Genomic DNA, 12,622 nt, shown 5'->3' on the forward strand with positions numbered 1-12,622 from the left:
AGGAGTATAATGATGGATTTTTCTTTAACTGAAGAACAAGAACTGCTGCTGGCCAGTATTCGCGAATTGATTACGACCAACTTCCCGGAAGAGTATTTCCGCACCTGCGATCAAAACGGGACATACCCGCGTGAGTTTATGCGGGCACTGGCGGATAACGGCATTTCTATGCTTGGCGTGCCGGAAGAATTTGGTGGCATCCCTGCGGATTACGTCACCCAGATGTTGGCGCTGATGGAAGTGTCAAAATGCGGTGCTCCGGCATTTTTGATTACCAACGGTCAATGTATTCACAGCATGCGCCGTTTCGGTTCTGCTGAGCAGCTACGTAAAACGGCAGAGAGCACCCTGGAAACGGGTGATCCCGCCTATGCCCTGGCGTTGACGGAACCAGGCGCAGGCTCAGACAATAACAGTGCCACTACCACTTACACGCGTAAAAATGGCAAGGTTTACATCAACGGCCAGAAAACCTTTATTACCGGCGCGAAAGAGTACCCATATATGCTGGTGCTGGCGCGCGATCCAGAACCGAAAGATCCCAAAAAAGCCTTCACCCTGTGGTGGGTCGACTCCAGTAAGCCCGGCATTAAGATTAACCCGCTGCATAAAATCGGCTGGCATATGCTCAGCACCTGCGAAGTCTATCTCGACAACGTAGAGGTTGAAGAGAGCGACATGGTGGGCGAAGAAGGAATGGGTTTCCTCAATGTGATGTACAACTTTGAGATGGAGCGCCTGATCAACGCCGCGCGCAGCACCGGCTTTGCCGAATGCGCATTCGAAGATGCCGCCCGCTATGCCAACCAACGTATCGCTTTTGGTAAACCCATTGGTCATAACCAGATGATCCAGGAAAAACTGGCGCTGATGGCGATTAAGATCGACAACATGCGCAACATGGTGTTGAAAGTGGCATGGCAAGCCGATCAGCATCAGTCACTGCGCACCAGCGCGGCGCTGGCAAAACTGTACTGCGCACGTACCGCAATGGAAGTTATTGATGATGCGATTCAAATCATGGGCGGTCTGGGCTATACCGATGAGGCGCGCGTCTCTCGCTTCTGGCGTGATGTCCGTTGTGAACGTATCGGCGGCGGTACAGACGAAATTATGATTTACGTAGCGGGTCGGCAGATCCTGAAAGATTATCAGAACAAATAATCTGCAGGCGGCGCAGCTTCTTAACAAACTGCGCCGCCAGATTTATCCGGCAAGACTTACCGGTTGAGGAAATTCAGATAAGATTTCTTGTTCCGCAAAACAGTTTTTAAATTGCCTGCGGTAATCGCTGGGCGAACAGCCGACATGGCGCAAAAACAGTTTGGCAAAGTGATCGACATTTTCATAACCCACACGCCAGGAGATCTCTGCCTGTGATAATTCAGTATTGGTGAGTGACCATTTCGCTTCCGTCATACGCCGTTGAATAACATAGTTAATAGGGGAAATACGATACTCTTTGGTAAATTCATGGCAAATATAACTGACGCTGGCACGAAATTTTTTCGATAACTGCTCTAAAGTGATTTTTTCGCGATAATTATTATTCAGATAGAAAAGAATATCTTTTATCAGAACATCTTTTTTAATATATCCCTGCTCCGAACGATAAGCATTTTTAAAGTTTTCGTAGTAAAGAATTGCTAACGTATAGGCAAATGCGTCCCATAACGAAGATGTTTGGCTATTTTTACTTTGCGGCAAAATCACACTTAGCTCATTAAATAAGGCTTTAATGATTTCTTTTCCCTGCCCTGCGGCAATGACCGGGCAAGAATGCGGTTGCAGTAGCTGATTTTCCTCAGTCCCCTGAAACTGAAAGCCGTACAGCGCACAGGTACACGTCGTTGCTGGATCGTTAACGTCAGAGGCCACCGCATGCAACCTGCCACGTTCTATCACCACAATGTCATCGGCATGCGCGACATATAACGAAGAATCGATGGTAAACCTTGCTACCCCTTTCTTGACGTAAATCAGCTCGGTTTCATTGTCATGAACGTGATGTCCGGACTCCCATTTTGGATCATCGCTAAATGCAAAACGTGAAAGCCGTGGCGTTTTACCGGCGACAAACAGCGTTTCGCTGGCGTTATCAAAACAGCGTTGATACATGACAACCTCCCTATTCCATGAGCAAGCAAAAACAATATATGCCGGATAAAATACGGCGTGTATTGCGGTTATACAACCGCGTTTAGCGAGAGCTAAACAAGATTATTTACACTGAATGCAAGATTGTACGGTCATGGAATAACAACTTTGCCGCAAATTGCACTTTTGTTTTAGCGATCGCATTTTTTTTGCAAGATTGTTGGCAAGGAAAACAGCTTGCTCCGTCGAAAACCCCGCACCGCTATCGCACACTATTTTCAGGCCATTTTTACCTTCCATCGGAGATGGTTCCGTATGCGACTCACAGGAGAAATCATGAAAATAATAACCTGCTTTAAGCTGGTGCCTGAAGAACAGGACATTGTTGTCACTCCAGAATATACCCTGAATTTCGACAATGCCGACGCCAAAATCAGCCAGTTCGATCTCAATGCCATTGAAGCTGCAAGCCAGATTGCAACAGATGACGATGAGATAGCCGCGCTGACCATTGGCGGCTCATTGTTGCAGAACTCGAAAGTGCGCAAAGACGTGCTATCCCGCGGGCCGCATAGCCTGTATTTGGTGCAGGATGCGCAACTTGAACATGCACTGCCTCTCGATACCGCAAAGGCGCTGGCGGCAGCAGTTGAAAAGATCGGCTTCGATTTACTGATCTTTGGTGAAGGTTCCGGCGACCTTTATGCCCAGCAGGTTGGCTTGCTGGTCGGAGAAATTCTGCAACTTCCGGTGATTAATGCAGTGAGTGCTATTCAGCGTCAGGGCAATACACTGGTGATTGAACGCACGCTTGAAGATGATGTTGAAGTTATTGAGCTCTCTGTTCCAGCCGTGCTCTGCGTCACCTCCGATATTAACATGCCACGCATTCCTTCGATGAAAGCCATTCTCGGCGCGGGTAAAAAACCGGTAAATCAGTGGCAGGCAAGTGATATTGGCTGGAGCCAGAGCACACCACTTGCTGAACTGACCGGCATTCGCGTACCGCCGCAAACAGAACGTAAGCACATCATTCTCGATAACGATTCGCCGGAGGCCATTGCCGAGCTGGCGGAACATCTGAAGAAAGCCCTGAACTGAAGCCTACGGAGAAGAAAGGATGAGTCAATTAAACAGCGTCTGGGTCTTTAGCGATAATCCTGAACGTTATGCTGAACTGTTTGGCGGCGCTCAGCAATGGGGCCAACAGGTGTATGCCATTGTACAAAATACCGACCAGGCGCAGGCAGTTATGCCTTATGGGCCAAAATGTATTTATGTTCTTGAGCAAAACGACGCGCTGCAACGTACTGAAAATTACGCCGAAAGCATTGCTGCCCTGCTGAAAGATAAACACCCCGCTATGTTGCTGTTGGCCGCGACGAAACGTGGTAAAGCTCTGGCAGCACGGTTAAGTGTGCAACTGAATGCGGCGCTGGTGAACGATGCCACGGCGGTGGATATTGTCGATGGTCACATTTGCGCCGAACACCGGATGTATGGCGGGTTAGCGTTTGCTCAGGAAAAGATCAACAGCCCGCTGGCGATTATTACCCTTGCACCCGGTGTTCAGGAACCGTGCACCAGTGATATCTCTCATCAGTGCCCGACAGAAACGGTACCTTATGTTGCCCCGCGTCATGAAATTCTCTGTCGCGAACGCCGTGCGAAAGCGGCAAGCAGCGTGGACCTGAGCAAAGCAAAACGTGTGGTTGGCGTCGGTCGTGGTCTGGCGGCGCAGGATGACCTGAAAATGGTCCACGAACTGGCGGCGGTGCTGAATGCTGAAGTCGGCTGTTCACGTCCAATTGCCGAAGGCGAGAACTGGATGGAGCGTGAACGTTATATCGGTGTCTCCGGCGTGTTGCTGAAATCCGATCTCTACCTGACGCTGGGGATCTCCGGGCAGATCCAGCATATGGTTGGCGGCAACGGCGCAAAAGTGATTGTCGCCATCAATAAAGATAAAAATGCGCCAATCTTCAACTATGCCGACTACGGTCTGGTGGGCGATATTTACAAAGTCGTCCCTGCCCTGATTAGCCAGTTGAGCCGCTAATTCCCCTTTCAACCACATCTCCCGCTGTAAATGCAGCGGGAAGGGAGCATAACGCATGTCGGATGACAAATTTGATGCCATTGTGGTCGGTGCGGGCGTTGCCGGTAGCGTTGCCGCACTGGTCATGGCGCGAGCCGGGCTGGATGTCCTGGTGATAGAACGCGGCGACAGTGCCGGATGTAAAAACATGACCGGCGGGCGTCTTTATGCCCACACACTTGAAGCGATTATTCCAGGCTTTGCAGCATCAGCGCCGGTAGAACGCAAGGTCACACGCGAGAAAATCTCCTTCTTAACCGAAGAGAGTGCCGTTACCCTCGATTTTCACCGCGAGCAACCAGATGTTCCGCAACACGCGTCTTATACTGTATTGCGTAATCGTCTGGACCCGTGGTTGATGGAACAAGCCGAACAGGCTGGCGCGCAGTTTATCCCGGGCGTTCGTGTCGATGCGCTGGTTCGTGAAGGAAATAAGATCACTGGCGTTCAGGCCGGGGATGATGTTCTTGAAGCGAATGTGGTGATTCTGGCTGATGGCGTTAACTCGATGCTTGGCCGCTCGCTGGGAATGGTTCCCGCTTCCGATCCGCATCATTACGCTGTTGGTGTTAAAGAGGTTATTGGCCTCACACCAGAACAGATCAACGATCGCTTTAATGTTACGGGCGAGGAAGGTGCCGCCTGGCTGTTTGCCGGTTCCCCTTCTGACGGCTTGATGGGCGGCGGATTCCTCTATACCAACAAGGATTCCGTATCGTTGGGGCTGGTTTGTGGATTGGGTGATATCGCTCATGCGCAAAAAAGTGTGCCGCAAATGTTGGAAGATTTTAAACAACACCCCGCCATTCGCCCGCTGATTAGCGGCGGCAAACTGCTTGAATATTCCGCGCACATGGTGCCGGAAGGCGGTCTGGCGATGGTGCCGCAGCTGGTTAATGAGGGCGTGATGATCGTCGGTGATGCCGCAGGTTTCTGCCTCAATCTGGGCTTTACGGTTCGCGGAATGGATTTAGCCATCGCATCGGCCCAGGCTGCCGCCACAACAGTGATTGCCGCTAAAGAACGCGCTGACTTCTCCGCCAGCAGCCTGGCGCAATACAAACGTGAGCTGGAACAAAGTTGTGTTATGCGCGATATGCAGCATTTCCGCAAGATCCCGGCGCTGATGGAAAACCCGCGCCTGTTTAGCCAATACCCACGAATGGTCGCCGACATCATGAACGATATGTTCACCATCGACGGCAAACCAAACCAGCCGGTACGCAAAATGATCATGGGACACGCGAAGAAAATTGGGCTGATCAACTTGCTGAAAGATGGCATTAAAGGAGCAACCGCGCTATGAGCCAGAACGCTACGGTTAACGTCGACATCAAATTAGGCGTCAATAAATTCCATGTTGATGAGGGCCACCCGCATATCATTTTGGCGGCAAATCCCGATATCAATGAATTCCGTAAATTAATGAAAGCTTGCCCTGCCGGACTTTATAAGCAGGATGACGCTGGAAACATTCATTTCGATTCCGCCGGTTGTCTGGAGTGCGGCACCTGTCGGGTGCTGTGCGGCAACACTATTCTCGAACAGTGGCAATATCCCGCAGGCACCTTCGGTATTGATTTTCGCTACGGCTAATCATGCATCCCACAGGCCCGCATCTCGGGCCTGATGTTCTGTTTCGAGAGTCCAAAATGAAAGTGACATTAACGTTCAACGAACAACGTCGTGCGGCGTATCGTCAGCAAGGATTATGGGGCGATGCTTCGCTGGCCGATTACTGGCAGCAGACCGCTCGTTCGATGCCAGATAAAATTGCCGTGGTCGATAATCATGGTGCATCGTACACCTATAGCGCGCTCGATCATGCCGCGAGCTGTCTGGCAAACTGGATGCTGGCGAAGGGTATTGAATCAGGCGATCGCATCGCATTTCAACTGCCAGGCTGGTGTGAATTTACCGTTATCTATCTTGCCTGCCTGAAAACCGGTGCGGTTTCCGTGCCGCTGTTACCTTCCTGGCGGGAAGCAGAACTGGTGTGGGTACTCAATAAGTGTCAGGCAAAAATGTTCTTTGCACCGACGTTGTTTAAACAAACGCGTCCGGTAGATTTAATCCTGCCGCTGCAAAATCAGCTTCCACAACTACAACAAATTGTCGGCGTGGACAAACTGGCTCCCGCCACCTCTTCCCTCTCATTAAGTCAGATTCTCGCCGACAATACCCCACTGACTACGGCGATAACGACCCACGGCGATGAATTAGCCGCTGTGCTATTTACCTCCGGAACCGAGGGTCTGCCAAAGGGCGTGATGCTAACGCATAACAATATTCTCGCCAGTGAGCGGGCTTATTGCGCGCGGCTGAATCTGACCTGGCAGGATGTCTTTATGATGCCTGCGCCACTTGGTCACGCAACGGGCTTTCTGCATGGCGTAACAGCACCTTTTTTGATTGGTGCTCGCAGCGTGTTGTTAGATATTTTCACTCCTGATGCGTGTCTCGCGCTGCTTGAGCAGCAGCGTTGCACCTGTATGCTCGGCGCAACACCGTTTGTCTATGACCTTTTGAATTTACTGGAGAAACAGCCCGCAGACCTTTCAGCGCTGCGCTTCTTTCTTTGCGGCGGCACCACGATCCCCAAAAAGGTGGCGCGTGAATGCCAACAACGCGGCATTAAATTATTAAGTGTTTATGGTTCCACAGAAAGTTCGCCGCATGCGGTGGTAAATCTCGACGATCCTTTGTCGCGCTTTATGAACACCGATGGTTACGCTGCCGCAGGCGTAGAGATTAAAGTGGTCGATGATGCACGCAAGACCTTACCGCCTGGTTGTGTAGGTGAAGAGGCTTCGCGTGGTCCCAATGTGTTTATGGGTTATTTTGATGAACCTGAATTAACCGCCCGTGCGCTGGATGAAGAAGGCTGGTATTACAGCGGCGATCTCTGCCGAATGGATGAAGCTGGCTATATAAAAATAACCGGGCGCAAGAAAGATATTATTGTCCGCGGCGGGGAAAATATTAGCAGTCGTGAAGTGGAAGATATTTTATTACAGCATCCTAAAATTCATGATGCTTGTGTTGTGGCAATGCCCGATGAACGCTTAGGTGAACGTTCATGCGCTTATGTCGTGCTTAAAGCGCCACATCATTCAATATCGCTGGAAGACATAGTGGCTTTTTTTAGCCGTAAACGGGTAGCAAAATATAAATATCCTGAACATATTGTGGTAACAGAGAAATTACCGCGTACTGCATCAGGTAAAATACAAAAGTTTTTGTTAAGGAAAGATATTATGCGGCGATTAACTCAGGATATCTGCAAAGAGGTTGAATAAGTTTCATACTCGGGGATCACGTAAACCCGGCGACAAAACGCCGCCGGGGATTTATTTTATTTCTTCAGTTCAGCCAGGCTTAACCAGGTTTGTACCACAGTGTCCGGATTCAGGGACAAGCTATCGATCCCCTCTTCCATCAGCCAGGCGGCAAAGTCTTCATGGTCGGACGGACCCTGACCGCAAATCCCGACATATTTGCCCTGCTTCTTCGCGGCACGAATCGCCATCGACAGCAGTGCTTTCACTGCATCGTTGCGCTCATCGAACAGTTCAGACACCACGCCAGAGTCTCGGTCCAGACCAAGCGCAAGCTGCGTCATATCGTTTGAGCCAATTGAGAAGCCGTCGAAATATTCGAGGAACTGCTCTGCCAGTAAGGCGTTGGACGGAATTTCACACATCATGATGATCTTCAGCCCGTTTTCACCACGTTTCAGCCCCTGGCGCGCCAGTTCTTCAACCACCGCTTTCGCCTGATCTACGGTACGCACGAACGGGATCATGATCTCAACGTTGGTCAGTCCCATGTCGTTGCGCACACGTTTCACCGCTTCACACTCCAGTGCGAAGCAGTCGCGGAAGCTGTCGGAAACATAACGTCCCGCGCCACGGAAGCCGAGCATTGGGTTCTCTTCATCTGGCTCGTAACGTTCACCACCGACCAGGTTGGCGTATTCGTTCGATTTAAAATCAGAGAGACGGACAATGACACGCTTCGGATAAAACGCAGCACCCAACGTCGCGATCCCTTCAGTCAGACGACCAACGTAAAACTCACGCGGAGAATCAAAACCTTTCATCATCTCGCGGATTTCGTTTTGCAACTGCGGTTCCTGATCGTCAAACTCAAGCAGTGCGCGTGGGTGGACGCCAATCATACGGTTGATGATAAATTCCAGACGCGCAAGGCCCACGCCTTCGTTCGGCAGGCAGGCGAAATCGAAAGCACGGTCCGGGTTACCGACGTTCATCATCACTTTCAACGGCAGATCCGGCATCGTTTCCACGCTGGAGCTTTTCACGCTAAATTCCAGCAACTCAGCATAGACGTAACCGGTATCACCCTCTGCACAAGAAACAGTGACGTTCTCACCGTCTTTCATCCGTTCTGTTGCATCACCACAGCCCACTACCGCCGGAATGCCCAGTTCACGAGCGATGATCGCCGCGTGACAGGTACGTCCGCCACGGTTAGTGACGATAGCCGATGCTTTCTTCATGATCGGTTCCCAATCCGGGTCGGTCATGTCAGTAACCAGCACGTCGCCAGGTTCGATGCGGTTCATTTCGCTGATGTCATGGATGACTTTCACCGGACCCGCGCCGATGCGATGACCGATAGCACGGCCTTCGGCGATAATCTTACCCTGTGAATGCAACGTATAACGCTCCATGACCTGACCGCGAGAACGCACAGTTTCTGGACGCGCCTGCACGATAAACAATTTACCGGTGTGGCCATCTTTCGCCCACTCAATATCCATCGGGCGACCGTAGTGTTTCTCAATTTGTACGGCCTGTTTTGCCAGTTCCTGCACTTCTTCGTTGGTCAGCGAGAAGATGTCACGCTGTTCCTGCGGTACGTCTTCGATTTTAACCTGCTTGCCGTGCTCCTGGGTCGGCGCGTAAACCATGCGGATTTTTTTTGACCCCATGGTGCGGCGCACGATAGCCGGGCGATTCGCCGCCAGTGTCGGTTTGTGCACGTAAAACTCATCCGGGTTAACCGCACCCTGCACGACCATTTCACCAAGGCCCCATGCGGAAGTGATAAACACCACCTGGTCAAAGCCGGATTCGGTATCAATGGAGAACATCACGCCAGAAGATGCGAGGTCGGAGCGCACCATCCGCTGAACACCGGCGGAGAGCGCCACGCCACGGTGATCGTAACCCTGGTGCACACGATAAGAGATGGCGCGATCGTTAAACAGAGAAGCAAATACATGTTTCACTGCCACGAGAACGGCGTCAAAACCCTGAACGTTGAGGAAAGTTTCCTGCTGACCGGCAAAGGAAGCGTCCGGCATATCTTCTGCAGTAGCGGAGGAACGCACCGCAAAAGAGGCGTTTTCGTCATCGGCGGAAAGCTGCGCATAGGCTTCGCGGATGGCGTTTTCCAGCTCAGGCTGGAAGGGAGTGTCGATAATCCACTGGCGGATTTGCGCGCCCGCTTTCGCAAGCTGGGTAACATCGTCAATATCCGTTTTATCCAGCAGTTCATAAATGCGCTGGTTTACGCCGCTTTGGTCCAGAAACTGGTTAAACGCGTCGGCGGTTGTGGCGAAACCATTCGGAACGGAAACACCCATTCCGGAAAGGTTAGTAATCATTTCACCCAGGGAGGCATTTTTGCCCCCAACCCTGTCTACATCATTCATGCCGAGTTGGTTATACCAAAGCACCAGCGGTGACGAGCCATTGTTGGACATCGAACAATCCTTTTGTGATAAATGAACGGTTTGAGAAACACATTTCTGCGCATTTATCTTTGCATATTTAACCGGATGAAAAAAACGGTGAATCGTTCAAGCAAATATATTTTTTTACTTTTTAAGACTGATCCCAGCGTTGCGCAAATCTGCTCTCTTCGACAATTTCCACATAAACCATCGGTATAAACGAAACCGTAAAAATGAAATGCTGTTTTCATAAAAAATAAAATTGAAGGTTCATTTTATAAACCAGACATAACGTTCTACGCTTCTGTGCGTTTTTAATTTATGCTTTCATAGAATTATGTCTGCATTACGGGAAGAACAAAATGGATAATGCTGTTGATCGCCACGTTTTTTATATTTCTGATGGTACGGCAATAACTGCGGAGGTATTAGGACACGCAGTAATGTCACAATTTCCCGTCACTATCAGCAGCATTACGCTGCCGTTTGTCGAAAATGAGAGCCGTGCACGGGCAGTGAAGGATCAGATTGACGCAATTTATCACCAGACAGGTGTGCGCCCACTGGTATTCTACTCCATCGTGTTGCCGGAGATTCGCGCCATCATCTTGCAAAGTGAAGGCTTTTGCCAGGATATCGTTCAGGCGCTGGTTGCCCCGCTACAACAAGAGATGAAACTGGACCCAACGCCGATTGCTCATCGTACCCACGGCCTTAACCCTAATAATCTCAATAAATATGATGCACGTATTGCGGCGATTGATTACACCCTCGCCCATGATGACGGCATTTCATTACGCAATCTGGACCAGGCACAGGTGATCCTGCTCGGCGTTTCTCGCTGTGGTAAAACCCCCACCAGTTTGTATCTGGCAATGCAGTTTGGTATCCGCGCGGCAAACTACCCCTTTATTGCCGACGATATGGATAATCTGGTGCTACCCGCGTCGCTCAAACCGCTTCAGCATAAATTGTTCGGCCTGACTATCGACCCGGAACGTCTGGCGGCGATTCGCGAGGAACGTCGGGAGAACAGTCGCTATGCCTCGCTTCGTCAGTGCAGGATGGAAGTCGCGGAAGTGGAAGCGTTGTACCGTAAAAATCAGATCCCGTGGATTAACAGTACCAATTATTCGGTAGAAGAGATTGCCACCAAGATCCTTGATATCATGGGCCTTAGTCGTCGAATGTACTAGAGAACTAGTGCATTAGCTTGTTTTTTTGTTATCATGCTAACCACCCGGCGAGGTGTGACACACCTCGCACTTGAAATCAGCTGCGATTGGTTTATCGTGATGCGCATCACTTCCCGGTAGTCCTGCCGTAGAAGCAACAAATTTCTGAGACTTGTAATGAACAGAACTGACGAACTCCGTACTGCGCGTATTGAGAGCCTGGTAACGCCCGCCGAACTCGCGCTACGGTATCCCGTAACGCCTGGCGTCGCCACCCATGTCACCGACTCCCGCCGCAGAATTGAAAAAATACTGAATGGTGAAGATAAGCGACTGTTGGTCATTATTGGCCCCTGCTCGATCCACGATCTCACCGCTGCAATGGAGTACGCCACCCGTCTGCAGTCGCTGCGCAACCAGTACCAGTCACGGCTGGAAATCGTAATGCGCACCTATTTTGAAAAACCACGAACTGTTGTCGGCTGGAAAGGGCTAATCTCCGATCCGGATTTAAACGGCAGCTACCGGGTAAATCACGGTCTGGAGCTGGCGCGCAAATTACTTTTACAGGTCAATGAGCTGGGCGTCCCTACCGCGACTGAGTTCCTCGATATGGTGACCGGTCAGTTTATTGCTGATTTAATCAGTTGGGGCGCGATTGGCGCACGTACTACCGAAAGCCAGATCCACCGTGAAATGGCTTCGGCACTCTCTTGTCCGGTAGGTTTTAAAAATGGTACCGATGGCAACACGCGAATTGCCGTGGATGCTATCCGCGCTGCCCGCGCCAGCCATATGTTCCTCTCGCCTGACAAAAACGGTCAAATGACCATCTATCAGACCAGCGGCAATCCGTATGGCCACATTATTATGCGTGGCGGCAAAAAGCCGAATTACCATGCGGATGATATCGCCGCTGCCTGCGATACGTTGCACGAGTTTGATTTACCTGAACATCTGGTGGTGGATTTCAGCCACGGTAACTGCCAGAAGCAGCACCGTCGCCAGTTAGAAGTTTGTGAGGATATTTGTCAGCAAATCCGCAATGGCTCTACGGCGATTGCTGGAATTATGGCGGAAAGTTTCCTGCGCGAAGGAACGCAAAAAATCGTCGGCGGTCAGCCGCTCACTTACGGTCAATCGATTACCGACCCGTGTCTGGGCTGGGAAGATACCGAACGCCTGGTCGAAAAACTCGCCTCTGCGGTTGATACCCGCTTCTGAATGCGTGCCCATTCCTGACGGAATGGGCATTTCTGCGCAACTTGTTGTCTTCTCAACAAATTACTGCTTGCTCTGGTCCGCCAGAATATTGATAATAAGAATCATTGTTATATCAATTATTATTAATTTTTATGCGTTATACGGATAGCAGAAAACTCACGCCTGAAACGGATGCCAATCACAAGACCGCCTCCCCGCAGCCCATTCGGCGAATTACCAGCCAGACACTGTTAGGTCCGGATGGCAAACTGATTATCGATCATGACGGGCAAGAATATCTGCTTCGTAAAACTCAGGCTGGCAAGCTGCTGTTGACCAAGTAGC

At 50.6% G+C, this 12,622-nt stretch carries 11 protein-coding genes; 9 read left to right on the forward strand and 2 right to left on the reverse strand.

The features are described 5' to 3' along the window. The first annotated feature begins 12 nt into the window (after nt 1–12). Nucleotides 13–1,164 (forward strand): acyl-CoA dehydrogenase, encoded by a 1,152-nt coding sequence (locus QUE34_RS10710; protein ID WP_000347836.1) that lies wholly within the window; start codon nt 13–15, stop codon nt 1,162–1,164. Between the two features lie 42 nt (nt 1,165–1,206). On the opposite strand, the gene QUE34_RS10715 is transcribed toward QUE34_RS10710, so the two are convergent. Beyond that, entirely contained in the window at nt 1,207–2,118 is a 912-nt protein-coding gene (locus QUE34_RS10715) for an AraC family transcriptional regulator (RefSeq protein WP_103253670.1), read from the reverse strand. 315 nt (nt 2,119–2,433) lie between these two features. Here QUE34_RS10715 and QUE34_RS10720 point away from each other — a divergent pair, with 315 nt between their 5' ends. From QUE34_RS10720 to fadK, 5 genes are read left to right on the forward strand one after another with little or no spacing between them, the layout of a single operon-like run. Beyond that, nucleotides 2,434–3,198: an electron transfer flavoprotein gene (locus QUE34_RS10720; RefSeq protein ID WP_000692119.1), complete on the forward strand. Its 765-nt coding sequence runs from the start codon at nt 2,434–2,436 to the stop codon at nt 3,196–3,198. Between the two features lie 19 nt (nt 3,199–3,217). After that, entirely contained in the window at nt 3,218–4,156 is a 939-nt protein-coding gene (locus QUE34_RS10725) for an electron transfer flavoprotein subunit alpha (RefSeq protein WP_000080696.1), read from the forward strand. Nucleotides 4,157–4,211: 55 nt separating this feature from the next. Then, the gene (locus QUE34_RS10730; RefSeq protein ID WP_032303151.1) at nt 4,212–5,501 is read left to right on the forward strand and encodes an FAD-dependent oxidoreductase; all 1,290 of its coding nucleotides are present in this window, start codon (nt 4,212–4,214) and stop codon (nt 5,499–5,501) included. After that, nucleotides 5,498–5,791 (forward strand): ferredoxin family protein, encoded by a 294-nt coding sequence (locus tag QUE34_RS10735; RefSeq protein WP_000081071.1) that lies wholly within the window; start codon nt 5,498–5,500, stop codon nt 5,789–5,791. Before QUE34_RS10730 ends, QUE34_RS10735 begins: the two co-directional genes overlap by 4 nt. A gap of 56 nt (nt 5,792–5,847) precedes the next feature. Beyond that, complete coding sequence (fadK, locus tag QUE34_RS10740; RefSeq protein WP_032303183.1) at nt 5,848–7,494, forward strand: medium-chain fatty-acid--CoA ligase; 1,647 nt, start codon at nt 5,848–5,850, stop codon at nt 7,492–7,494. Nucleotides 7,495–7,550: 56 nt separating this feature from the next. Here the strand turns inward: fadK and ppsA are convergent, their stop codons facing one another. Then, complete coding sequence (gene ppsA / locus QUE34_RS10745) at nt 7,551–9,929, reverse strand: phosphoenolpyruvate synthase (protein ID WP_000069375.1); 2,379 nt, start codon at nt 9,927–9,929, stop codon at nt 7,551–7,553. A gap of 332 nt (nt 9,930–10,261) precedes the next feature. Between ppsA and ppsR the strand changes: the two genes are divergently transcribed. From ppsR to hemP, 3 genes are all read left to right on the forward strand, one after another. Next, on the forward strand, nt 10,262–11,095 hold the full coding sequence (gene ppsR / locus QUE34_RS10750; protein ID WP_000368046.1) for a posphoenolpyruvate synthetase regulatory kinase/phosphorylase PpsR: 834 nt from the start codon (nt 10,262–10,264) through the stop codon (nt 11,093–11,095). Nucleotides 11,096–11,251: 156 nt separating this feature from the next. Then, the gene (gene aroH, locus QUE34_RS10755; protein ID WP_001082226.1) at nt 11,252–12,298 is read left to right on the forward strand and encodes a 3-deoxy-7-phosphoheptulonate synthase AroH; all 1,047 of its coding nucleotides are present in this window, start codon (nt 11,252–11,254) and stop codon (nt 12,296–12,298) included. Between the two features lie 131 nt (nt 12,299–12,429). Next, complete coding sequence (gene hemP, locus QUE34_RS10760; RefSeq protein ID WP_001270810.1) at nt 12,430–12,621, forward strand: hemin uptake protein HemP; 192 nt, start codon at nt 12,430–12,432, stop codon at nt 12,619–12,621. The last annotated feature ends 1 nt before the right edge of the window (nt 12,622 follow it).

Origin of the sequence: Escherichia sp. KS167_9B, from assembly GCF_030295215.1 — a bacterium.
GTDB classification, from domain to species: domain Bacteria; phylum Pseudomonadota; class Gammaproteobacteria; order Enterobacterales; family Enterobacteriaceae; genus Escherichia; species Escherichia coli_F.

Bases quoted from the DNA above. Each gene is read 5' to 3' on its own strand.
- ppsA (WP_000069375.1), bottom strand. From the start codon at position 9,929: ATGTCCAACAATGGCTCGTCACCGCTGGTGCTTTGGTATAACCAACTC.
- hemP (WP_001270810.1), top strand. From the start codon at position 12,430: ATGCGTTATACGGATAGCAGAAAACTCACGCCTGAAACGGATGCCAAT.
- QUE34_RS10730 (WP_032303151.1), top strand. From the start codon at position 4,212: ATGTCGGATGACAAATTTGATGCCATTGTGGTCGGTGCGGGCGTTGCC.
- QUE34_RS10710 (WP_000347836.1), top strand. From the start codon at position 13: ATGGATTTTTCTTTAACTGAAGAACAAGAACTGCTGCTGGCCAGTATT.
- ppsR (WP_000368046.1), top strand. From the start codon at position 10,262: ATGGATAATGCTGTTGATCGCCACGTTTTTTATATTTCTGATGGTACG.
- aroH (WP_001082226.1), top strand. From the start codon at position 11,252: ATGAACAGAACTGACGAACTCCGTACTGCGCGTATTGAGAGCCTGGTA.
- fadK (WP_032303183.1), top strand. From the start codon at position 5,848: ATGAAAGTGACATTAACGTTCAACGAACAACGTCGTGCGGCGTATCGT.
- QUE34_RS10715 (WP_103253670.1), bottom strand. From the start codon at position 2,118: ATGTATCAACGCTGTTTTGATAACGCCAGCGAAACGCTGTTTGTCGCC.
- QUE34_RS10720 (WP_000692119.1), top strand. From the start codon at position 2,434: ATGAAAATAATAACCTGCTTTAAGCTGGTGCCTGAAGAACAGGACATT.
- QUE34_RS10735 (WP_000081071.1), top strand. From the start codon at position 5,498: ATGAGCCAGAACGCTACGGTTAACGTCGACATCAAATTAGGCGTCAAT.
- QUE34_RS10725 (WP_000080696.1), top strand. From the start codon at position 3,218: ATGAGTCAATTAAACAGCGTCTGGGTCTTTAGCGATAATCCTGAACGT.